The following is a 23,522-nucleotide window of genomic DNA, read 5'->3' as shown; positions in this document are numbered from 1 at the left end:
TCCTCCTTAGTATTGTTTTATATTACAGGGAAAGGAATAGAACAGATTATTAAACATAGAACAGATTCCAGCTAGAGAATATATCATATATAATGTGGGGAGAAGGAGGGATGGCCGTGAAAAAGGCTATTTTTCTAAATGCGAATTCCGATAAACTGTTTGAACAGGTCTATGATTATCTTCTTGAGCGAATCAGACGCGGAGAATGGAAAGCCCATGAGAGGCTTCCTTCCGTTCGGTCATTGGCGTCGGAATTCGGGGTGCATCGCTTGACCGTCTTCAAAGCCTACCAATTACTGAAACAGAACGCGAAGGTATATGTAAAAGATAAGTCCGGCTATTATGTGCAGCCTGGGAGTACGTGGCCGCCAGTTGCAGTGCAGCAGGACCCGATCATCTCGGCATATGTTCATGACAGCCATCTATCCGAAATCCATCAGGTCGAGGCGGTCTATCAATTTTCCAAGGCACTGCTGGACCCTAATCTGCTGCCGAATCGTTATTTCTCTGAATATGTCAAAAGAGTGTTCGATCTGTATCCGAAGGTGCTCGGAACCTATTCTACTACGCAGGGGGATAGGGAGCTTAGAGAAGCGTTAAGAGGATATTTTACGGGGCGGTATCATTTTGAGCTGACGGAGGATGAGGTCCTGATCAGCTCCGGCTCGCAGGAGGCGATCGATCTGATCGCCAGAGTTCTGGTCAAGCCCAGGGATTATGTGATCTTGGAGCGGCCCACGTATAGCCCGGCAATCGATATATTCACAAGACAGGGAGCGAACCTAATTCCCACCGAGATTACTCCGGACGGCTATTGCCTGGAGCAGGTCGAAGAGCTGATGCGAAAATATAAACCGCGCTTGTTCTATATGAATCCTACCTTCCAAAATCCAACCGGGTACACCGTGCCAGCGGAGCAGCGGAAGCGGCTGGTCGATCTGGCGGCGGAATATCGCTGTCTACTGGTGGAGGATGATTCTTATCCGGATATTTATTTTGGGGCGGCTCCGCCTGCACCATTCTTCGCTTATGATACCTCCGGGCATGTGATCTACATCCGCAGCTTCAGCAAATATATAGCTCCAGGCTTAAGCATAGCTATGGTGGCCTGCCGCCCCGGAATTATGAAATATCTGCTCAAGGCCAAATCATTGACGGATAGCGGAACCCCCTTGTTGAATCAAAAGATCTTCCTCCACTATTTCTTCTCGGAACGCATGCAGCAGCATCTACATAAGCTGCGGACCGCGCTCTCGATTCGCAAAGGTATTATGGAGGAGGAGCTGCAAAGCACTGGCTGGCAGTGGAATAGCCCAGATGGTGGCTTTAACCTGTGGATCAAATTGCCGGGATCAGCATCCGCAGGCATGGATGAGCTGCTTGCAAGCTGCCGCGAGCAATCGATCACCTTCGTACCCGGCTCGATCTGCGACCCGCTGAGGGAGATGAATTCCTGGATGCGGATGAGCTATTCCTATCTAAATGAGCAGCAGCTGCGAGAAGGGATGAGGCGATTCATCGGCCTCTATCAAGAGATGTTCGAGTAAGCTGTGGCAACAGCGACTACTAGCCCTAGAAGCTTAAAGCTCCTAAGGCTAGTCTCCCATATGATCTCTGAACGCGATAGGTCAATCGATATGCTGGGTAGTATGGGTACGGGCTAGGCTGGATTCCCTGACGAACAGGCGCGGTTCGAACTGAACCCTTTCATAAAGGCCGATTTTTTGTTCCTGAATCCGTTGCAGCAGCAGCTCTGTCGCTACCTTGGCTACTTCCGAGCCCATGATCGACACGGAACTGATCTTCGGCGTGGTAATGGTGCACAATATATTGTTGTCGATTCCGACGATAGCGATATCCTCCGGCACACGAACCCCCAGTTCTTTGAAGCGGTTCAGAAGTCCGATCGCCACCATATCATTCCCGGCATAGATCGCATCCGGCATATGCGCCAGATTCACGAAATGATCCGCCGCCTTGGCCCCGGTCTGCATGGAGAAGTCATCCCCGAAATAGACCAGCGAGCAGTCGAAATGATCAACGGCATCCTCATAGGCGAAAAATCTCTCCTCAATGATCTCCTTCTGAGCGCCAGCATAGGCGATTCTCGTTCTTCCGATATTGATCAGATGCTCCATGACCAGCTTGCCCTCCTGTGTGGAGAGGCTGACGATGTCGGCTTTGGTGTCGGGATCTAATTTTTTGCCGTAATTGATAATAGAGATGGGAAGCTTGGATTTGTTAATCAGATCCTTGAGCGTCTTGGGGTAGGCCAGCGGTAAAATAACGAGTCCGTCCGCATGCAGCTTCTTAATGTCACGCAGTACCTCCAGCTCTGACCGCACATTCCCCAACGTATTGATCTGAACGACACGATACCCATAATATTTCGCGACCTGCTCGACGGCATAGGCGATTTCAGGGATAAAAGCATTGCGGATATCCGGCACGGCCAGTGCGATTTGCTTCGTCTGCCGCAGCTTCAGATTCTGTGCATTGGAATTGGGAATAAATCCAAGCTCTTCAACGGCTGCCATCACCTTGGCCTTGGTCTTGGGACTGATGCCGCCCATATTATTAATCGCTCTGGATACGGTGGCGATCCCGACCCCTGCCTTGGCAGCGACGACTTCTATCGTAACCTTCTCGTTCTCCAAATATGATCCCATCCTTGCTATTTCGAAATCATTTCCACAAAGTTAACTTAATGTCTACGGAATATCTACGAAATTATTATAACATAACCTAGTTTGTGTGAATAAAATCATAGCTAAAAACAATATATCCGTATATCCGTTGACAGTGCGTTAGCAAAGTGCTAGAGTTTGTTTAGGAAACGTTTCCGAAAAAAATAAAAAAATTTCCGGATATAGGCTGAATTTTATTTAATTTTTAATACATCTGAGGGGATGGAATAGATGAAAGCACTAAGATGGCATGGTCAAAAAGACTTGCGTTTGGAAAATATTGAAGAACCGGCTGCTAAACCGGGTAAAGTTAAAATCAAGGTCGAATGGTGCGGTATTTGCGGCAGCGACTTACATGAATATACAGCAGGGCCGATCTTCATTCCAGAAGGTACACCACACCCACTTACCGGGGAGAAAGCTCCAGTTACTATGGGGCATGAATTTTCCGGACAAGTTGTTGAAGTAGGTGAAGGAGTAACGAAGTTCAAGACTGGCGACCGTGTCACTGTCGAACCTATTTTCGCATGTGGTCATTGTGAAGCTTGTAAAGCTGGTTACTATAACCTGTGCTCCTCGATGGGATTCCTTGGACTTGCCGGTGGCGGAGGAGGCTTCTCCGAATATGTAGCTGCTGATGAAGCGATGGTTCATAAAATTCCAGACAATATCTCCTATGAGCAAGGCGCACTTGTGGAACCTTCCGCAGTTGCGTTGCATGCTGTCCGCCAGAGCAAATTGAAGGTTGGCGACAAAGCAGCAGTATTCGGCGCAGGCCCGATCGGTTTGCTCGTTATCGAAGCTCTGAAAGCTTCCGGTGCATCAGAAATCTATGCAGTTGAGCTATCTGCTGAACGTCAACAAAAAGCAACAGAGCTCGGTGCAATCGTCATCAATCCTAAAGAATATGATGTTGTTGAAGAAATCCGCAAACGCACGAATGGCGGTGTAGATGTTGCATTTGAAGTTACTGGTGTTCCACCCGTGTTCACCCAAGCGCTGAACTCGACGAGAATTGGCGGCGAATTGATGATCGTCAGCATCTTCGAGAAGGAAGCAGCGCTCCATCCGAACCATGTCGTTATGAACGAACGCAGCATCAAAGGTATTATCGGCTACCGCAACGTATTCCCAGCTGTCATCAGCTTGATGGGTCAAGGATACTTCTCGGCGGACAAGCTGGTCACGAAGCGGATCAAGCTCGACGATGTCATTGAAGAAGGCTTCGAAGCTCTTCTGAAAGAGAAGAACCATGTGAAGATTCTTGTGAAGGCAGAATAAGCATAAGCAATTAAAGGCTGAATAGCCGTTATTAATAGAATAAAATGAACTGACGATGGTTTCCTGGCTCTGGGCTGGGGGGGCCATCGTCTTTTTATATACGCAATTACCTATATCTAGGAACGTACATTCTTATTTCCTTTTGATATGATATACTGAATCATACCCATAATTATACGAATCAGCTTACGATTCATTTAGCTATTACAGGTTGAAATAGACTCCAAGTAGCGTTAGGAGGAATTTTATGTCACTTCAATTCATTATCGGCCGGTCAGGCAGCGGCAAGAGCAGCATGATTCTGGATTCGATCACAACCGAGCTGCGGAAGAATCCGATGGGGCCGCCGCTTATTCTGCTTGCGCCTGAACAGGGGACCTTCCAGATCGAGCAGGCGATTCTGAACACACCGGGCATCAAGGGCACATTACGCTCTCAGGTTCTCGGCTTTCGCCGTCTGGCCTTGCGGGTGATGCAGGAGACCGGGGGATCGGCGGTCGTGCCGATCAGTGAGGAAGGCAAGAAAATGCTGCTCTATAAAATCGTCAGACGGCATCAGGACGATCTCAAGCTGTTCGGGAAATCAGCGGATCAGCTCGGTCTTATCGAGCGCATGAATGATTTCTATACAGAGTTGAAGAAGCATAATGCTGATTTCTCCCGCCTGGATGAATATATAGGTTTACTGGAGACTTCCTCCAGAACTTCATCACTGCTCAGAGATAAGCTGAGTGATTTCAGTATTCTATTCCATGAATTCGATGCCGAGCTGTCCAAGCTATATATCGATGCCGAGGATCATGTATTCAAGCTTGCAGAAGGGGCTAAGGATTCGTCCTATCTGCAGGGAGCGAGCATTTGGATCGATGGATTCCAGACCTTTACCCCGCAGGAATATTTGGCTTTGAAGGCGCTGATGGAGACGGCGGCTCAGGTCACTGTCGCGTTAACCCTGGATCGGGCTTATGACGAAGGCTTGCCTCCGCATGATCTGAATTTGTTCTATCCGACGGCGGTTACATATATGAAGCTTCGCGAATTGGCGCTGACGGCAGGCATAGAGATCAAGGATACCGTGCGGCTCGATACCAGACCTTATCCCAGATTTAAGCACAGCGAGACGCTCTCCTATCTTGAGTATGCCTATGAACGGCGCATACCGTGGCCGCAGGAATCAGCCCCCAAGGACATCGATCAGTCACTACGGCTCCAGGGAGCGGCTAATAGATTGGCCGAGGTGGAGGGCGCAGCGCGTGAGATGGTGCGATTGGCCAGAGATGAGGGTGCGCGTTGGCGGGATATGGCTATTTTTGTACGCAATTTACAAGATTATGAGCATGTAATCCGTCCGGTATTTGCCGATTATGAGATCCCCTTCTTTATGGATAAAAAAGCAGGTATCCTCCATCACCCACTGATGGAGTTCATTCGCGGTGCGCTGGATGTTATTTTGCGGTTCTGGCGCTATGAGGATGTGTTCCGCTGCGTAAAGAGCGAGTTCCTGCTGCCGTTGGACGGAAGCATCACCCGGGAGGATATGGACATTCTGGAGAACTATGTGCTGGCCAGTGGAATCCAGGGGTATCGCTGGTATGATGGACGTCCGTGGAAGAATGCTCCGAGCCTGTCACTGGAACCGGAACAGAGTAGCGATGGTTTGAAAGCATCGGATAGCAAGAAGCTCCATCGTCTGGAGCAATGTAGGAGCCTCGTCAGTACACCATTGTCTGCTTTTGAGAAAAGAATGAAACGCTCGGAAAACGTCCGTGAGATGTGCGCGGCGGTTTATCATCTGCTAGAGCAGATAGAAGTACCACAGCGACTCGATTATATGGCGCACTCCGCGCTTCGCCAAGGCGATCCGCAGCAGGCGATGGAGCATCGTCAGCTCTGGGATGCTGTATTGGGATTACTCGACCAGATCGTGGAGATGATGGGCGATGAGACGCTGGAGCCGGAGCTGTTCGCTGGTATTTTAGAGACGGGGCTTAAGGATTTGAAGCTCGGTATGGTTCCGCCTGCCCTGGATCAGGTGCTGGTCGGAAGCACGGATCGAACTCGTACAAGCCATGTCAAGCACGCCTTCCTGCTCGGCATTAATGAAGGGGTTATGCCGTCAAATTTGCAGGAGGAAGGGGTAATTAGCGATCAGGAGCGGGAGCGGCTGAGTGAGCTCGGGCTACAGCTCGCCCCGGGAATGACGCGCAGACTGCTGGACGAGCGATTTCTGATCTATGGTGCGATTACGGCTGCCAGTCATACCTTATGGCTAAGCTACCCTGCTGCGGATGAAGAGGGCAAGACCCTGCTTCCATCGGAGCTGATTCGCCAGGTGAAGAGGATCTTCCCGCATCTTCGTGAAGAGTATTTGAGCGGAGCTCTAAATGGCAGCGAGCCGCTGAGTCATCAGCTTGAGCATGTGACTCGGCCTCTGCCTACTTTGACGAATCTGATCACCCAGCTAAGATCTTGGAAATCGGGTTATGAGATCTCGCCGATCTGGTGGCATGTGCTCGATTGGTATCAAGCGCAGCCAGAGTGGAAGGACAATACGAGGTTTTTGCTAGACTCTCTGAACTATCGGAATCGCGCGAGCACCCTTACTGCTGCGACTAGTTATAAGCTATATGGCAAAAGACTGCGCACCAGTGTGTCGAGAATGGAGAAATTCTCGGCCTGTCCATTCTCGCATTTTGCGGCCTACGGCCTGAAACTGAGGGAAAGGCAGATCTACCGTCTACAGGCGCCGGATATCGGCCAGCTATTTCACGCCGCATTAAGCATGATGGCGGTCAGCTTTAAGGATCAGGGCCGGAGCTGGGGAAGCCTGACGACGGAGGAATGTCTGCATGAAGCGGAGTCGGCGGTAGACAAGCTCGCGCCGAAACTGCAGGGTGAGATTCTGCTCAGCTCGCATCGTTACGGGTATATCACGCGCAAGCTGAAGAATATCGTTGGACGAGCCTCGGTTATTCTGGGAGAGCAATCGCGCCGCGGCAGCTTTGAACCGATTGGATTGGAAATGGACTTCGGACCGGGGCGTACCTTGCCACCGCTGACGTTTGAATTGCCTAACGGCTGTATCATGGAGATCGTGGGCAGAATCGATCGGGTGGATATGGCGGAGAGCGATCAGGGCCTGCTGCTGCGCGTGATCGATTATAAATCGAGTCAGACTGATCTAAGGCTGCATGAGGTTTATTATGGCCTGTCGCTGCAGATGCTGACTTATCTTGATGTGCTCCTATCTTCGGCTGAGGCTTGGCTCGGACGTCCTGCGTTGCCGGCGGGCACGCTGTATTTTCACGTACACAACCCCCTCCTGCAGAGCAGCAACGGAATGAGTGCAGACCAGGCGCAGCTTGAAATGCTGAAGCGATTCAAAATGAAAGGCCTGCTGCTCGCCGACCGGGAAGTCATTTCCAAGATGGATAATGAGCTGGAGAAGGGATATTCCGATATTTTGCCGGTTGCGGTGAAGGCGGATGGCGGCTTCTATAGCAGTGCTGCGGTGGCGACATTAGAGCAGTGGCAAGCGCTGCTTGGTTCCGTGCGCCGGATTATAGCGGATATCGGCACGCGGATTACCGATGGGAATGTAGATATCGCTCCTTATCGGCTGGGGACGGAGACGGCCTGTACCTTTTGCGCGTATCGGTCGGTGTGCAGATTTGAGAGTGATCAGGAGCAGAGTGGCGGCTATCAGCTGCTGAGTAAGCCTGGCAAGAATGAGATTTGGGAGCTGTTCGATGAGTTGGATGGAAAGGATGAGCGAAAATGATGATACCGAAGCCGCAAGGAAGCTTCTGGAGCGATGATCAGTGGCGGGCTATAACGCTGACCGGCGGGGATATTCTCGTCGCGGCGGCAGCCGGTTCAGGCAAGACGGCGGTTCTGGTCGAGCGGATTATCCGCAAGCTGTCCTCGCGCGAGCATCCACTGGATGTGGATCGTCTGCTCGTCGCCACATTTACGAAAGCGGCAGCTTCGGAGATGAGGGGGCGGATTCGCGAGGCACTGGAGAAGGAGCTGGCGCAGGACCCGGGCAATGAGCATTTGACCCGGCAGCTGGCTATGCTTGGCCGAGCCTCGATTACGACGCTTCATTCCTTCTGTATGGAGGTGATCCAGCGTTACTATACCTTAATTCCGCTCGATCCGGGCTTCCGGATCGCTTCGGAGAGCGAGACGGCCCTGCTCAGACAGGAGGTGCTGGAGCAACTGTTCGAAGACAAATATGCTTCGGCGGAGGAAGGGAACCGCTTCTTAGGCCTGGTCGACTGGTTCGGCGGTGAACGGAGTGATGATGCTGTCTTCTCGCTCGTGTTGAAGCTGTACAATTTCGCGCAGAGCCATTCCTGGCCGGAGCATTGGCTGAGCCAGGCAGCGGAAGCCTTCACTGCGCCGGACCTCGCTACGCTGGAGGACAGCCTGTGGGTGAAGAGCATTATCCGCGATACGGAGCTGGCCTTGGCCGGGGCGGCGGATTTGCTCCGCCAGGCTCGTTCCATCGCTGAGGCGCCGGGCGGTCCGCAGCCTTATGCGCTGACCTTTAGCGAGGATCTGGACGTTATCGGGCATTTATTGACTGCGGTGCAGGAGCGTCCGTGGTCGGAGCTGTATGATGTTTTCCAGACGGTCAGCTTCGGCAAGCTGAAGCCCTGTAAGAAGGATCAGACCGATCCACTGCTTCAGGAGAGAGCAAAAGCATTGCGCGAGGAAGCCAAGAAGCTGGTCAGCGAGCTGCAGACCCAGTTATTCGGGCGTACAGCCGATGCTTATTTGAATGAGTTGCATCAATCGGCTCCATTGATGAAGGAGCTTGCGGACTTGATCGCTGAGTTCGCAGCCCGTTACCGTACGGAGAAGACGGCCAGGGGCTGGCTAGATTTTGCTGATCTGGAGCATTACTGTCTACAGATATTGCGGCATCCAGATTCAAGCCCGGGCAATTTACTGCCTTCGGCGGCGGCCCTGGAGTATCAGGCGCAATACGATGAGGTACTGCTGGATGAATACCAAGATACGAACACAGTGCAGGAGGATATCATTTCCTTGATTGCTAGGACGGAGCCTGGCAACCGCTTCATGGTCGGTGATGTGAAGCAGAGTATATACAGATTCCGGCTCGCGGAGCCGGGGCTGTTCCTGCAGAAGTATCGCAGCTATGGCGATGAAATCGGCGAGTCGGGGCTTAGGATCGATCTGGCCCGCAATTTCCGTAGTCGTCAAGAGGTGGTCGATGCGGTCAATATGCTGTTCAGACAGACGATGAGTGAGAACGCGATGGAGATCGACTATGATACGCGGGCAGAGCTTGTATATGGAGAAGGATTCCCGGATCATCGCGGAGATGAGTATCATCCCGAGCTGCTGTTGATTGACCGCAGTAAGGATAACTCCGCTGCTGCGGAGCACGATACGGCTGAAGCTGCGGATGGCGGCGAGGCGGAGGAGCTTATCGAGCTGGAGGCGGTACAACTGGAGGCACGGGCGATCGCGGGACGGATTCGCAAGCTGCTGGGAGAAGGCGGACAGCCGCCGCTGCAGATCTATGACAAGCAGACGAAGGCGATGCGTCCGGCAGGCTTCCGGGATATGACGATTCTGCTCAGATCGGCGCTGTCCTGGGCGCCTGTCATGATCGAGGAATTGCGGCGGGAAGGTATCCCGGCTGTGGCGGAGCTAAGCCAGGGGTACTTCCAGGCTTCTGAGGTAGACACGATGCTGTCGCTGCTCCAGGTCATCGACAATCCCCTGCAGGATATTCCACTCGCTGCTGTCCTTCGCTCGCCATTATACGGTTTCTCCGAAGAGGAACTTGCGGAGATCCGCCTGGCGGCAGAGCGCGGTCATTTCTATGAAGCTGTCTTGCGAGCGGCTGTGCAAGGGGAGCACGAGAACGGAGATATAGACAATCCGGAGACGGCAACTTCCACTGAGGGACGGACTGAGCTTGCGGCTAAGCTGCAGCGTTTCCTGGGGCAGCTCAGGGGTTGGCGTGATCGGGCAAGGGAAGGCGAGCTTAGCGAGCTGATCTGGGGGATTTACCGCGATACCGGTTATCTCGACTGGGTAGGCGGTCTGCCGGGAGGCACGCAGCGACAGGCGAACCTGCGGGCCCTCTATGACCGGGCTATGCAGTATGAGTCGGCTACCTCGTCGAGAGGCTTGTTCCGCTTCCTGCGCTATATTCAGCGACTGAAGGATAATGGGGGAGATTTGGGGGCAGCGGCCTCTAACGAAGGGCAGGAAGATGCCGTCAGGATTATGACGATTCATAAGAGCAAGGGGCTGGAGTTTCCGGTTGTCTTCGTGGCGGGGCTGTCGCGGCAGTTCAACCGTCAGGATTTGAACGCCCCGTTCCTGATTCATAAAGAGATGGGCTTCGGCCCCAAGTTCGTGGACAGTGAGCTTAGGGTTAGCTATCCGACTCTGCCCAATCTGGCGATCCGCCGCCGGGCGCAGATGGAGCTGCTCGCGGAGGAGATGCGGGTGCTCTACGTAGCTCTGACGCGGCCGAAGGAGAAGCTGATTCTCGTCTCCACGGTCAAAGATCTGGCCAAGTCCGTCCAGAATTGGGGCGGGGTGCTTGAGGTGCAGGCTGAGAGATTGCCGGATTACGTGCTCGTACGCGGCCGCTGCTATCTCGATTGGATCGGCCCGGGCTTGATCCGTCATCCAGCGGCGGCAGAGCTGCGCCAATTCGGTGGCTTGCCGGATACGGTGAGCGCTGCGCTGACTGACGATGCATCCGCCTGGACGATCAGGCTGGTAAGCGCACAGGAGGTCGCTGCGCCAGGGCAGGCCGAGGCAGCCGCGACCGGGCTGGGAGAAGCCGTGGAAGAGACCGGCTTAAGCCTGCTGGCGGGCGTTGAAGGTGCAGGCGCAGAGGGGCAGAGTGAGCTTGACCGTTTGACCGCAGAGCGGCTGAACTGGATGTATCCGCATAGCGGAGCTACGCACCTCGCGGCCAAGACCTCGGTGACCGAGATGAAGACGATGCATCATGTAGAGGAAGCCGCCGCCAATTTATTCGCGGAGACCGCGCTGAAGCAGGAGTTGAATCAGAGTGCAGAGCAGTTAGAGCTTACATTGCATTTGCGCAGACCTCGCTTCATGGAGCAGGCCAGATTGACGCCGACGGAGCGCGGTACGGCCTATCATATGGTTATGCAGCATCTGCCTTTTGATAGAGGCAGCGATGAGGCGCTAGTGGCCGAGCTGTTAGAATCACTGATCGAGCGGCAGATTATGACGAAGGAGCAGGCTGCGGCCATCGATCCCGCGCGCATCGCCGAGTTCTGGAATAGCCCGGTAGGGCAATTGCTCGACCGCGCCGAGTGGGTCAAGCGTGAGCTGCCGTTCAGCTACGGCCTATCGGCGGCAGAGGCCTTCCCGACACTGGCCCCGTTAGAGGGGCAGTATACTGCGGCGGTTAAAGGTAGTGATCGGGCAGCGGATTCTGCTATAGCGGTAGATTCGAGAGAAACAGCAGTTCCTGATAGTGCGATGAGTCTATCTCTGGCCGTGGGCACTAACGGGGGACGAGCGATTCCTGGCTTGGATGGAGAGACAGTGTTGATCCAAGGGGTGGTCGACTGTTTATTCTTCGTAGACGGCAAGCAGTATTTGCTGGATTACAAGAGTGACCGGGTGCTGGAGCATCGCGGCGGCGTGAAGGCCTTGGCTGAATCCTACCGTTTCCAGCTGGAACTATATGCGAAGGCGATCGAAGATATTACAGGTGTCCCCATCGCCGAGAAGTGGCTATATTTCATCGATAGCGGCGATGCTGTTAGGCTATGAATGCGGTAAGTGCTGGCGCTTATTGCTAACGAAACCTGGTATCGTTTATTGAGCCAAAAGAGGCTTCCATAAGATCTAACGAAACAGGGCATCGCTATTAGGCTTCAAAGGCTAGAAAGGGCGATGTTTTCATCGAGGTAACGATATGGAGTTTAGTTAGCATGAAAATAGTCCTTTTCTAAGGGGGATAGCGTGCTCCAGTTTCGTTAGAGCGATTTAGAGTAATAGAGTTGGAAGGGAGAGAAGAAGAGTGCGCATTTTGCATACGGGTGATTGGCATTTGGGCCGTACGCTCGAAGGGAGGAGCCGTCTGCCGGAGCAGGAGCAATTCCTGGATGAGCTGGTGGCGATTTCGGAGGAGGAGCAGGTCGATGTCATCCTGATGGCAGGCGATGTCTATGATAGCGTCAATCCGCCTGCCGCAGCGGAGTCGCTGTTCTATGATGCGGCTGCCCGGCTGTCTGAGAAGGGGAGGCAGCTCGTGGTCATCGCTGGCAATCATGATCAGCCGGAGCGGATCGCGGCTGTGGCTCCGCTGGTGTCACGGCGGGGAATCAGCTTGGTAGGCTTGCCAGCCGCTGAAGCGGTTAAGGTGCAGGTGCCGCGTACGGGAGAGATTGCTTCGATCGCCGCTCTGCCTTACCCTTCGGAATCCCGCCTGTCCGAGCTATTGGCCGGGGAGAGCGACGAAGCAGAGCTGCGCCTTGCATACAGCGCCAAGGTAGGGCGCTTGATGAAGCAGTTGGCCGGAGCCTTCCGTGCGGATACTGTCAATTTGGCGATGAGCCATATTTACGTGCTCGGGGGGCTGGAGAGCGATTCCGAGCGGCCGATTCAGGTCGGCGGGGCTTATACGGTAGACCCGTCCGCTCTTGAAGTCGGAGCCCAGTACACGGCGCTCGGGCACCTGCATCGTCCACAGGCGGTTAAGGCCGCCAGCATGATGCGCTACAGCGGCTCGCCGCTGGCCTACAGCTTCTCGGAAGCAGGACAGGCCAAATCGGTCATGCTGCTCGATATTGTCCCGGGTGGGCAGCCGCAGACTAGCGAGCTGTATTTGACGAGCGGCAAGCCGTTGGTGCGCTGGGGTTGCCGCGGCGGACTGGAGGAGGTGCAGCGCTGGTTAGATGAAGGCCGGGATGCGAATGCTTTCATCGATCTGGAGATCAGCCTGACGGAGGCGATGTCCATGGGCGAGATTCAGGCGCTGCGCAAGGCGCATGAAGGGATTATTCATATTCGCCCGGTATATCCTGGTCGGGATCAGGAAGAGCAGGCCTTCTCGCGCGCCGGGATGCCGGTGGATGAACTGTTCCGCCGCTTCTACCAGCGGCAGAGCGGTGGAGCTGAGCCGGAGACGGAACTGGTTGAACTATTCATGTCGCTCGTCGCCGAGGACGAGCAGCAGGACAGCGAGGAGGTGGAATAGAGGATGAAGCCAATCACATTGAAATTGGCCGGGCTGCAGAGCTATCGCGAGATGCAGGAGATTGATTTTACCGAGCTGTGTGAAACGGGGCTGTTCGGTATTTTTGGCCCGACGGGCAGCGGAAAATCGACGATTCTGGATGCGATCAATCTGGCGATGTACGGGAAGGTAGGCCGCGCTTCCGGCGGTACGCAGGGGATTATGAACCAGGCTGAGGACGCGCTATTCGTCTCGTTCACATTCGAGCTGGCTTCGGCCCAGGGGATTGAACGGTACAGGGTAGAGCGGCGCTTCAAACGGCAGAATGAGCTGTCCATCAGCAATACGCTCAGCCGCTTCGTGGAAATCCGCGAGGAAGGCGACGTGGTGCTCGCCGACAAGTTGGCGGATGTCACCCGTACTGTTGAAGAGAAGATCGGATTGAAAATGGATGATTTCACGCGGGCTGTCGTGCTGCCGCAGGGGAAATTCGCCGAGTTCCTGTCGCTCAAAGGAGCGGAGCGCCGTCAAATGCTGCAGCGCCTGTTCCATCTGGAGCAGTATGGGGATTTGCTGGTGCAGAAACTCAGCCGCAAGGTCAAGGAGACGGAGCAGGCGCTCAAACAGCTGGAGGCGGAGCAGCAGGGGCTCGGCAACGCCTCTGAGGAGGCGCTGAAGCAGGCTGAGAGCGCCTTACAGCAGGCCGCTGAGCTTGCTGCGCAGCGGCGGGAAGCACTGGCTGCAGCGCAGCAGCAGGCGGCCGAGCTGTCCAGGCAGCGCGAGCTCAGCGAGGAGCGCAGCCTGCGGGCGGCACAGCTGGCGGAGCTGCGCGCAGGGGATGCGGCCATCGCGAAGCTGGAGGCCGATCTGGCCCGGGCCGCAGCCGCTGAGGCGCTCCGGCCGACGCTGGCCGCCTGGAAAGAGACGCAGCAGCAGGCGGCTGCGCGGGAGCAGGGCGCTGCCAGCGCGGAGCGGGCGGCAGCGGAAGCGGCCCAGGCCGCCGGCCGGGCGGCGGAGGCCGCAGAAGCGGCAAGGCTGGCGCTTGCCGCGAAGGAGCCTGCGCTGCTGCTGCGCATAAGCGAGCTGGAGCAGGCCAAGCTGCTGCAGGCGGAGTGCGATGCGCTGCTCGCCGAGCTGAAGCGGCTCCAGGAGCAGCGAGAGGACGCGCAGCGCCAGCGGGAGCGATTGGGGCAAGAACAGGCTAAGGAAGAGCAGGTTCTTGCCAAGGCGCAGCAGCGCCAGCGTGAGCTGGAGCAGCAGCGGGCAGGCTGCGAGGTCAGCCTGGACGAGCGGGCGCGCCTTCAAGCCGCGTTCCATAGCGGGCAGGAGATCGCTAGATTGCGACAGCAGCAAGCGGCGGCTGCGGAAGAAGAGCGGAAATTCCGGGCCAGCGCGGAGCAAGCGGCGCTTCGCTTGCAGGAGCTGGTTCGGGCGAAGCAACTGATCGAGAAAGGCTGTCAGGAGCTGGCCGGAGAAGCGCTGGAGCAGCTGCGGCAAGTGCAGCATTTAAGCGCAGCGGCCCATCTCTATCAGCAGCAGTTGATAGAATCCGAGGCCAGGCTGAAGGGATCGTTGAAGGAGCGGGAGCTACATATCTGGTCGCGCCGTCTGGCCGAGCAATTGCAGCAGGGCTCGCCTTGTCCTGTATGCGGATCGGAGCATCATCCTGGAATCGGCATGGCGGAAGAAGAGCATGCGGCGAATGCGGAACATGAGCTGGCGCAGGTCACCGCGCTGCTCGTGCAGATCAAGGAGCTTCAATTCGAGCTGTCACGGGATATTGCGGCTGGAACCAGCTTGCTTGAACTGCTTGGCGCAGGGGAGAGCGAGCTGGAGAATCTGTTGGAAGAGTCGCCGGCCTCAGGCCGGATTGAGACGGCGGCTTCCCAAGAGTCGTCTGCGGATGGACAGTCGCCATCTGCTGCGTCAGGCAGGGGGCTGGAGCCAAGTGACCTCCAAGAGTCTATCGCCGAATTAGAGGCGCAGCAGGGGCTTCTACGCTCGCAATTGCAGCAGCTGCAGCGTGATGCCCGGAAGGCCAAGGCTGATCTTACGGCCTTGCTGCCACAGCATAGCTCGGCACAATCCGAATCGGCTGCCGCTATCGGATTGCTGGAGCAATCGAGCGCCCGGCATGCCGCTATGCACGAGGAATTAAGCGGTAAGCTGACATCCTGGCAGAAGACTTATGTCGAGTTGTCGCTGGATTCGGTTGGCGCGGCTCATGAGCAAATGCAGGCGAAGGAACGCCAGGCCGATGATATTAAGCAGAGATTGGCAGCCAGTGTTCCTTTTATCGAGGAGAGGACTGCCCGGATTGCCGTATTAACACAGGAGTCTGTCGAGCTGGACAAGCAGCTGCTACAGTGGGAGACGCAGGAGCAGGGGAAGCAAGCCTTGCTGCAGGAGAAGCGGGCGCGTCTAACAGCCTGGATCGGGGAAGGGCAGGTAGAAGTGCTGCTGCTTGAAGCAGAGAGCTCACTGAACAGGCTGCGTCAGACGGCTGAAGACACTCGCCGCATACAGTCGGAGACAGCGGCTCGCAGCAATGAAGCGGCTACTCAGGCGGCTTCAGCCACCCAGGCGGCCGCCTCAGCCCGGGAGCAGGAGCAATATTGGGGGACGCGCTGTGCCCAAGAGCTGGCGGAGTCGCCTTTTGCCAGCGAAGCGGAGGCTGCGGAAGCGCTGCTCGCCCGGGAGCAGACGGAAGCGATGGCGCAGCAGATTAAGGAGCATAGGGAGCGGCAGCGCGAGCATGAGCTCCGTTTGCAGGAGCTCGATGCCAAGCTTAATGGCCGAATCGTGAGCCAGGCCGAATGGGAGACTTGCCAGCTGGCTCTATCGACGGCCAAGGAGCTGGATGAGGCTGCGTTGCAAGGGAAGGCCCGTGCGGAGCGGGATTTGGAGGATTTGGCCACACGGCATGTGCGCTGGCAGGAGCTTGAGACGAAGCGGGCCAAGCTTGAGCATCAGGCCGGCTTGATGAGCAAGCTGCAGTCGGCGCTTCGCGGCAACGCCTTCGTAGAATACGTCGCAGAGGAGCAATTGATGAACGTCAGCCATGCCGCTTCCCAGCGCCTGCGTTCCTTGACGAAGCAGCGCTATTCCCTGGAGACGGATTCCGGCGGAGGCTTTGTGATCTGTGATGATGCGAACGGCGGGGTCAAGCGTCCGGTCGCTACGCTGTCCGGCGGTGAGACATTTCTCACCTCGCTTGCTCTGGCCTTGGCGCTGTCGGCGCAAATCCAGCTTCGCGGCAAGTATCCGCTGCAATTCTTCTTCCTGGATGAAGGATTTGGGACCCTCGATCCTGAATTACTGGATACGGTAATTACATCCCTGGAGCATCTTCATCATGACCATCTGTCGGTCGGCATTATTACCCATGTTGCCGAGCTGCGGGCGCGACTGGTGCGCAAGCTGGTCGTGATCCCTGCAGAGAATGGCGGGGAAGGCTCCAAGGTCGTCTTTGAACGCATGTAGCGACAGGACGTGACCATCCCATCGACTAATCTAATTGTATAAAGTACAACTAAATAAGAGGTAATCGCTCCTTGCACTCGATTAATTGTAAAACTTACACTTAGAGTTACGAAGTCATCCGGTCTTGTAGGATTCGATGATATGAAGTGTAGAGAATGCAACTAAAGGGGCGGTTTCCCCATAATTCGGAAGATTAGATGTATGTTCTGCAATTATGCAGGCGATGTCGCACCATCGCCCTCATTTGTAACGAAACTAGGCATCGCTATTTACGTCCAAAAAGGGTGATTTAAAATCTAACGAAACTGGATATCGCTATTAGGGCAATTTTCTGTCTTAAACCTTCGTTTTGACCAAAATAGCGATCTGGTGTTTCGTTAGATTCCCATTCCCCTCATTATTGCCCAAATAACGATACGGTGTTTCGTTAGAGCTCCAACAGCTTGAGGCTTGCAGGGCTCTTCTAGTAAGAGTAAGAGCCACGGGGCCTCTCGTTTACCGCTTTTTATAAGAGTTCAATTTACATAGAAGATGGGAAGGGGCGGATGTATGAAAATTAAAGTGTTGGTCGCTGACGATAATTCATTCATTAGAGAGGGCATGCGCATTATATTGAATTCCTTCGATGAGTTCGAAGTCGTAGCTACGGTGGAGGATGGAACTCAGGCGGTAGAGTTCTGTAAGACGCATGAAGTGGATGTAGCGCTGCTGGATATCCGCATGCCCCGGATGAATGGGGTAGAGGCCACGCGGCTGTTGACGGAAGCGACGGAGACGAAGCCGCTGATCCTGACCACCTTCGATGATGATGAATATATCAATGATGCGATCCGCTTCGGAGCCAAGGGATATCTATTGAAAAATAACGATCCGGAGCGGATCCGCGATGCGATCAGAAGCATTTATCATGGTCATAATGTGCTGCAAAATGTAGTGCTCGATAAATTGAAGCTAAGTCTCGGCGACCCTACGCCGCCTGTGAATAAGCCGCCGATCGATGTCAGCCTGTTCACGGAACGGGAGCTGGACGTGATGGCTGGCATCGCCAAAGGGCTGTCCAATAAGGAAATATCGAAGGAGCTATTTATTTCCGAAGGAACGGTCGCCAATTATATCACTTCTCTGTTGAACAAAACCGGACTTGAGCATCGGACGCAAATCGCTATCTATTATTTGACGGGAAGGACTCGCTAAGGATATGGAGCAATGGAATATAGGCAATAAGCTGGTCGTGTTACTATTCGTCGTTGCCTTGACATATTTCACGATTGATCAGCCTTCAAGGTGGTTGATATTCTATTTTCTCGTCTATGTTGCTGTGAATCTAGTAATTCAAATTATTAGAAGCCGTTATATCAGACAGTTCTTAATCTGGCTCACCATCGCTTATTTACTGGTATGTTCGATTTATATCGGCCCCAGCTTTATTTTGCTGCTCCCGTTTAATATTTTCGAATTGGCAGCGGATCAAGGGCGAAGGCGGCGGGGATATCTACTATTGCTATTGTTGCCATTATGGGTTGTGCATAAGTCAGATGGGGTAACCTTGCTGCTGCAGTATGGTCTGATCGTGCTGCTCAGCCTTTTTAATTACTTGCTTCTCGGCAGGCTCTGTACGAAGGTGAATAAGCAGGAGGAGCAATTGGACCAGTTGCGTCATTCCCAGGACCAGCTGCGCAGGAAGCTGCACGAGAATGAGGAATTCATCCGCGTATCGGAATATACCTATAAGTTGGAGGAGCGTAACCGCCTATCCCAGGAAATTCACGATGGAGTGGGCCACTCCATGACAGGATCGCTTATTCAGATGGAAGCAGCTAAGCGTGTGCTGCATGCCGAACCGGCCTCGGCGGAGCAATTGCTGCAGAATGCCATCGGTATCTCCAAAGAGGCGATCGAGCAAATCCGGCATACTCTGAAAAATATGAAACCTACGCTGCAGCAATTAGGAATCCAGCGTTTGAAGACATTGGTAGAGGCGTTCGGCAGCCAGTCCGGTCTCGTTACATCAGTCGTCCATAGTGGCGATTTGGAACTGATTACACCACTGCATTGGAAGATCATTCACGAGAATGTTACTGAAGCTCTTACGAACACGGCGAAGTATGCGGAGGCGACGATCGTTCATGTCGAGATTCGGGTGCTGGGTAAAATGATTAAAGCGGTGGTCCATGATAATGGGCGGGGCAAAGATAAGATTGTGAAGGGGCTGGGATTGATCGGGATGGAGGAGCGGACGGCAGCGGTGAATGGTACGATCATTGCAGACGGAGCCAAGGGCTTCAGCGTAACGACCCTAATTCCGATAACGGGAGAGACTCCACAAGACTAAATGTGAGGAGCATGAGAAATTTCATCCCTGAATTCATACTCTTCTAAAAGAATACGCCTGCTCAGTAGTTTTCAATAGCGGATAACTTCAACGACTACATAAAACATGAAATTTCTAATACCCAAAGGATGAACTTATGCACTGACATAGGGGCGTCCTTTTTTTCTACAATAAGCTTACCAAAGACGAATGGAAATCCATAAATCGAAATGGAGCGTGTCTTGAATGAATGTACTGGAAATTCGTGAATTGACCAAAAAATTCGGCGAATTCATCGCGGTGGACAATATGTCGCTGACGGTTCGGGAGGGGGAGATCTTCGGATTCCTCGGAGCGAACGGGGCAGGAAAAAGTACGACGATTAACCTGATCGCTTCCTTGCTGCGGCCCAGCAGCGGGGATATTCGCATCCTGGACCGGGATATTGCGAAGCATAGCCGATTTACCAAAATGAATCTGGGGATCGTGCCTCAGGATTTGGCGATCTATAAGGATATGACCGCTTATGAGAATGTCAGCTTCTTCACCGGATTATATGGACTTCGTGGAGCGGAGCTAAGAGAGAGGACAGAGGAAGCGCTCAAATTCGTCGGACTGGAGGATAAAATGAAGGGCTATCCGAAGAATTTCTCCGGCGGGATGAAGCGTCGTTTGAACATCGCCTGCGCCATCGCCCATCGTCCGAAGCTGATCATTATGGATGAGCCGACGGTCGGGATCGATCCGCATTCCCGCAATTATATTCTGAACTCCGTACGGAAGCTGAATGAGATGGGCTGTACCATTATCTATACAAGTCACTATATGGAAGAGGTCGAAGAGATATGCAGCCGGCTGGCTATTATCGACCATGGCAAGATCATCGCCGAGGGGACGAAGGAGCAACTGGTGGCTACAATTACGGATGTGAAAGAGATTCGTATCGAATTGAAGAAGGGCAGCGATAATCTGCTAGGTATATTGCGAGGTATTCCGGGGGTAAGAAACGTTGATATGAAGGAGCAGACGATCCGTATTTTTTGCGATCTGGAAGTGGATAATCTCGGTTTGATTCTGAAGGCATTGATCGATCAGGATGCAGATATCCGTTCCGTTGAAGAGCAGGAGCCGAATCTGGAGACGGTCTTTCTGACGCTGACCGGACGGACGCTCCGCGATTAAGGATGGAACAGGTGAAGCTAATGAACGGAGGAAGGGAAGATCGATGAATATTTTACGCATTGCATGTAAAGAGCTGTTGCAGGATCTGCGTGACCGTTGGACGCTCATATTTATGCTCGCTTTTCCAATTGTGCTGATGATGATCTTGGGATTTGCGCTAGGGAATGCCTTTGAGAGCACCCAGACGATCGATAAAATTCATGTGCTGATGAAGGATACAGGGGAGAATAAGGCGCTGTCCGAAGGCTTCTCCGTCTTCTCCGCTGAAGTATCCAAATCCGGCATTCTGTTCGAGGAACTGAAGCCAGGTGTAGATGGCAAGGAAGAGGTCAGAAAAGGTAAATATGCCGATTATGTGGAGCTGACGGGAAATGGGATTCTGTTATATAGCAGTAATTTCATTAAACTGGAGCATCAAATTCTGCAGGGGACGCTAACGGCCTTTGCAGAGAAATTCAAGGTTGGGAGCACGATCGCGATGCTGCAACCGGACCAAATGGAGGTCCTGACCTCCGGTTCAACAGATCATAACTATATTCAGGAGACCTCGTTAATACCTAATCGCAAGCCGGGGGCGATAGACTATTACGCGCTGGCTATGACGGCGGTGGTTGCCCTGTGGGGAGCTATGTCGGCGGGGCAATTGATCACCACTGAGATCAGGCAAGGAACAGCCTATAGGCTCGTATCGGCCCCGATTAATAAAGGAGAAATTTTCGCCGGGAAGGTACTTGGCAATCTCGTTGTAAATATGCTGTGTGTGGTAATCATTATTTTTTTCAGTAAATACGCTTTCGGCGCATACTGGGGCGATCATCTGTCGGTCGTCATCCTCCTGCTCTTGTCTCAGGTCATTATGGCGGTCAGCCTGGGGCTGGCGGTTAGCTACATCTTCCAAGAGGCGGCGAGCCGTGCGATACTACTCATCATTACACAGCTTGGGGCTGTATTTGGCGGCGCTTATTTCCCGTTCGAGGAAGCAGGGATCGAAATGACCAGGCTGCTCAAGTTTATTGTCGGGTTATCACCAGTTCACTGGACGAATTCAGCGCTAACCGGTATCGTCTACAGGAATGAAATCTGGGAGGCCTGGCCGGTATTTACGGTTAATATCGGGCTTGCTGCCGTGATGCTGACTATAGCGGCATTGATAATGAGACGTAAGGAGGGGCTATAAATGGTGAAGGATATTTACTGGCTGGTCATTACATCGCTACGGACGAACTTTCGCAAGCGCAGTAATCTGCTCATCTATCTCGGTTTGCCCCTGGCAGGTGTTCTGTTCTCTCTACTGTTATATTCAGGGCATGGTCAGGGAGGCTTGCATGTCGGTGTCGTGAATGAGGATGGAATGGAGATGGCGGCTAATACCGTCTCTTTCCTTGAAAGTCTGGATCAGGTAGAGGTTGTGGGTGTGACGAAGGCAGAGCTGCAGCAGCAGCTCGCGGCAGGTAAGCTTGATAGCGGCCTCATTCTGGAGAAGGGCTATTCGGACAGTGTGTTAGCCGGCGAGCCAGGTCACATCGTTATTCAGTCCTTGAAGGGCGCTGAGGTGACAGCATATGTCAAGGCCATGCTGTATAACTATATTGATAATTTTAGCGTAATGGGAAAAATCGCAGCGGGTGATTCGGCCAAATTCAAGCAATTGTACGATGAATATCAGAATATCGATTTCGAACTGACTACGTCATCGGTGAACGATACCTCTGTTATGGTAGCCATGTCCAATCAGTCGATCGGATTTCTGATCATGTTCATGATGATGTCGGCGGTCAATCTGTCCGAGTTAATCATAGTAGGAAGAGAGGACCGTACTTATTTCAGAGTGATGTCTTCGCCAATCAGTTCTCGAACCTATGTAATTTCGAATATCATTGCTAATTTTATCGTTATGCTGGTGCAAATCGCCTTCACCGTGATCTGTATCAGATATGTGTTCAAGATGGATATGGGAATTTCACTGCTTCAACTCATTGGTTTACTGGCCTTGTTCGCCCTTGTTTCCGTAGGCGTATCCCTGGTGATCGTAGCTTTCTCCAAAAGCAGCGGGATGTCAGGGGCTCTGCAGAATCTGATCGTGACTCCGAGCTGTATGCTGGCAGGCTGCTTCTTCCCGGTTGATATTATGCCATCATTCCTGCGGCGTATCGCTGATTTCATGCCACAGCACTGGCTGCTGCAGACGATCGGACAATTGCAAGAAGGCGCAAGTCTGGAGGATATAGGATTTAATATATTAGTGCTGAGTTCCTTTGTCGTCGTCTTATTCCTGCTGGCCACTTATAAATTCAAGCGGATGAACGATACGAGGAGCTTCGCATAAAATTTTAAAGGAATGTTCAAAACGTGATGTAGATCACAGATACAGCTTCAAGCGGCTGTTATACTACAGTTAGCCGACATCTTATAGATGCACCCCGGCGGACGTATTGGTGGCAGGAATGCTTATTTTTGATTCCAATACGTCCGTAGAATCGCCTTCTCAATGGAGTAGGGCAGGGTGCTTCTTTTTTTTGTCTTTTTTCGCTAGGTTCGGTATGATTAAGGGGATCGATTAGCTATTATTGTAAGGGGGATTCAAGATGGAAAATTGTTTATTCTGTGGTATTGCTGAAGGGAAGATTCCTTCCAAAAAAGTGTATGAAGACGATACATTCCTGGTGTTCCAGGATATTCAGCCTGCGGCGCCGGTCCATGTGCTCATTATTCCGAAGAAACATATCGCGACGATGAATGATGTTGGCGAGGAAGATTTTGCTATGCTCGGTGAATTGCACCGTGTCGCCCAGAAAGTAGCCAAGGAGCTCGGCATCGCTGAGACAGGCTACAGACTGATCAATAACTGCGGTCCGGATAGCGGTCAAGCTGTATACCATATTCACTACCATCTGATCGGTGGAACGAAACTGGGAGCCTTGGTAGAATCTTCGGATTCGCACGCGATTTGACGGTTCTTGGCAATTGGCAGATGCCTGAAACCGCCTGAAATTAGGGGCGCAGAGCAGGTAAACGGTGCTTTATGCAACAAGGCATAAGCTGTTTATTTGTAAGAAAGTAATAAATATTAAGTAGGAAAACAAAGGTGTCAGGTTGACACCTTCTTTATTTTTCCCCTATAATGTAGCTTGATGAACCGTGTTGTTATGCTCTTGGACGGTCTGGTCGGAGGGAGGGAAAACTGGTGTCTGAAACTAAAGTTCGCAAAAACGAGACAATTGATGCTGCACTTCGTCGCTTTAAACGTTCCATTGCTAAAGATGGCGTATTGGCTGAGGTGAAGAAACGCAAGCATTATGAAAAGCCAAGCGTAAAGCGCAAGAAAAAGTCCGAGGCTGCTCGTAAGAGAAAGTTTTAGGAG

The 23,522-nt window shown here is 53.1% G+C and carries 14 protein-coding genes; 13 read left to right on the top strand and 1 reads right to left on the bottom strand.

Annotated features, from left to right (window positions below; all coding sequences use genetic code 11):
• Positions 1–116 precede the first annotated feature (116 nt).
• Positions 117–1,547, top strand: a complete 1,431-nt coding sequence (locus BFJ94_RS10925; protein WP_229716773.1) for an aminotransferase-like domain-containing protein — start codon at positions 117–119, stop codon at positions 1,545–1,547.
• A gap of 81 nt (positions 1,548–1,628) precedes the next feature.
• Here the strand turns inward: BFJ94_RS10925 and BFJ94_RS10920 are convergent, their stop codons facing one another.
• A complete protein-coding gene (locus BFJ94_RS10920; protein ID WP_120462700.1) occupies positions 1,629–2,669 on the bottom strand; it encodes a LacI family DNA-binding transcriptional regulator in 1,041 nt (346 codons plus the stop codon).
• Between the two features lie 249 nt (positions 2,670–2,918).
• Between BFJ94_RS10920 and BFJ94_RS10915 the strand changes: the two genes are divergently transcribed.
• From BFJ94_RS10915 to rpsU, 12 genes are all read left to right on the top strand, one after another.
• Complete coding sequence (locus BFJ94_RS10915; RefSeq protein WP_120462699.1) at positions 2,919–3,968, top strand: 2,3-butanediol dehydrogenase; 1,050 nt, start codon at positions 2,919–2,921, stop codon at positions 3,966–3,968.
• Between the two features lie 247 nt (positions 3,969–4,215).
• Entirely contained in the window at positions 4,216–7,749 is a 3,534-nt protein-coding gene (addB, locus tag BFJ94_RS10910; RefSeq protein WP_120462698.1) for a helicase-exonuclease AddAB subunit AddB, read from the top strand.
• Positions 7,746–11,777 carry a helicase-exonuclease AddAB subunit AddA gene (gene addA / locus BFJ94_RS10905; RefSeq protein ID WP_120462697.1) on the top strand — a complete coding sequence of 1,344 codons (4,032 nt, stop codon included), beginning with the start codon at positions 7,746–7,748 and terminating at the stop codon, positions 11,775–11,777. The genes addB and addA overlap by 4 nt, the downstream gene beginning before the upstream one ends.
• Positions 11,778–12,027: 250 nt before the next feature.
• On the top strand, positions 12,028–13,206 hold the full coding sequence (locus tag BFJ94_RS10900) for an exonuclease SbcCD subunit D (protein WP_120462696.1): 1,179 nt from the start codon (positions 12,028–12,030) through the stop codon (positions 13,204–13,206).
• A gap of 3 nt (positions 13,207–13,209) precedes the next feature.
• The gene (locus tag BFJ94_RS10895; protein WP_120462695.1) at positions 13,210–16,668 is read left to right on the top strand and encodes an AAA family ATPase; all 3,459 of its coding nucleotides are present in this window, start codon (positions 13,210–13,212) and stop codon (positions 16,666–16,668) included.
• A gap of 549 nt (positions 16,669–17,217) precedes the next feature.
• Positions 17,218–17,862 (top strand): response regulator transcription factor, encoded by a 645-nt coding sequence (locus BFJ94_RS10890; RefSeq protein WP_120462694.1) that lies wholly within the window; start codon positions 17,218–17,220, stop codon positions 17,860–17,862.
• A 4-nt stretch (positions 17,863–17,866) separates the two neighbouring features.
• Entirely contained in the window at positions 17,867–19,000 is a 1,134-nt protein-coding gene (locus BFJ94_RS10885; RefSeq protein WP_120462693.1) for a sensor histidine kinase, read from the top strand.
• Between the two features lie 225 nt (positions 19,001–19,225).
• Positions 19,226–20,161, top strand: coding sequence for an ABC transporter ATP-binding protein (locus BFJ94_RS10880; RefSeq protein ID WP_120462692.1), 936 nt, complete (start codon positions 19,226–19,228; stop codon positions 20,159–20,161).
• A 43-nt stretch (positions 20,162–20,204) separates the two neighbouring features.
• Positions 20,205–21,338, top strand: a complete 1,134-nt coding sequence (locus tag BFJ94_RS10875) for an ABC transporter permease (protein WP_120462691.1) — start codon at positions 20,205–20,207, stop codon at positions 21,336–21,338.
• Positions 21,339–22,487, top strand: a complete 1,149-nt coding sequence (locus BFJ94_RS10870) for an ABC transporter permease (RefSeq protein ID WP_120462690.1) — start codon at positions 21,339–21,341, stop codon at positions 22,485–22,487.
• Between the two features lie 259 nt (positions 22,488–22,746).
• Positions 22,747–23,112: a histidine triad nucleotide-binding protein gene (locus BFJ94_RS10865; RefSeq protein WP_120462689.1), complete on the top strand. Its 366-nt coding sequence runs from the start codon at positions 22,747–22,749 to the stop codon at positions 23,110–23,112.
• A 233-nt stretch (positions 23,113–23,345) separates the two neighbouring features.
• Complete coding sequence (gene rpsU / locus BFJ94_RS10860; RefSeq protein ID WP_005547957.1) at positions 23,346–23,519, top strand: 30S ribosomal protein S21; 174 nt, start codon at positions 23,346–23,348, stop codon at positions 23,517–23,519.
• Positions 23,520–23,522: the final 3 nt, after the last annotated feature.

It is taken from the genome of Paenibacillus aceti (assembly GCF_003614185.1).
Classification (GTDB): domain Bacteria; phylum Bacillota; class Bacilli; order Paenibacillales; family Paenibacillaceae; genus Fontibacillus; species Fontibacillus aceti.
Note: the sequence above shows the minus strand (reverse complement) of the source record. Positions and strands in the feature narration are given on the sequence as shown.

Excerpts from the sequence above, each read along its gene's own strand:
- BFJ94_RS10880 (WP_120462692.1), top strand. The coding sequence starts at position 19,226 with ATGAATGTACTGGAAATTCGTGAATTGACCAAAAAATTCGGCGAATTC.
- BFJ94_RS10890 (WP_120462694.1), top strand. The coding sequence starts at position 17,218 with ATGAAAATTAAAGTGTTGGTCGCTGACGATAATTCATTCATTAGAGAG.
- BFJ94_RS10885 (WP_120462693.1), top strand. The coding sequence starts at position 17,867 with ATGGAGCAATGGAATATAGGCAATAAGCTGGTCGTGTTACTATTCGTC.
- addB (WP_120462698.1), top strand. The coding sequence starts at position 4,216 with ATGTCACTTCAATTCATTATCGGCCGGTCAGGCAGCGGCAAGAGCAGC.
- BFJ94_RS10865 (WP_120462689.1), top strand. The coding sequence starts at position 22,747 with ATGGAAAATTGTTTATTCTGTGGTATTGCTGAAGGGAAGATTCCTTCC.
- BFJ94_RS10870 (WP_120462690.1), top strand. The coding sequence starts at position 21,339 with ATGGTGAAGGATATTTACTGGCTGGTCATTACATCGCTACGGACGAAC.
- BFJ94_RS10915 (WP_120462699.1), top strand. The coding sequence starts at position 2,919 with ATGAAAGCACTAAGATGGCATGGTCAAAAAGACTTGCGTTTGGAAAAT.
- addA (WP_120462697.1), top strand. The coding sequence starts at position 7,746 with ATGATGATACCGAAGCCGCAAGGAAGCTTCTGGAGCGATGATCAGTGG.
- BFJ94_RS10895 (WP_120462695.1), top strand. The coding sequence starts at position 13,210 with ATGAAGCCAATCACATTGAAATTGGCCGGGCTGCAGAGCTATCGCGAG.
- BFJ94_RS10875 (WP_120462691.1), top strand. The coding sequence starts at position 20,205 with ATGAATATTTTACGCATTGCATGTAAAGAGCTGTTGCAGGATCTGCGT.
- BFJ94_RS10920 (WP_120462700.1), bottom strand. The coding sequence starts at position 2,669 with ATGGGATCATATTTGGAGAACGAGAAGGTTACGATAGAAGTCGTCGCT.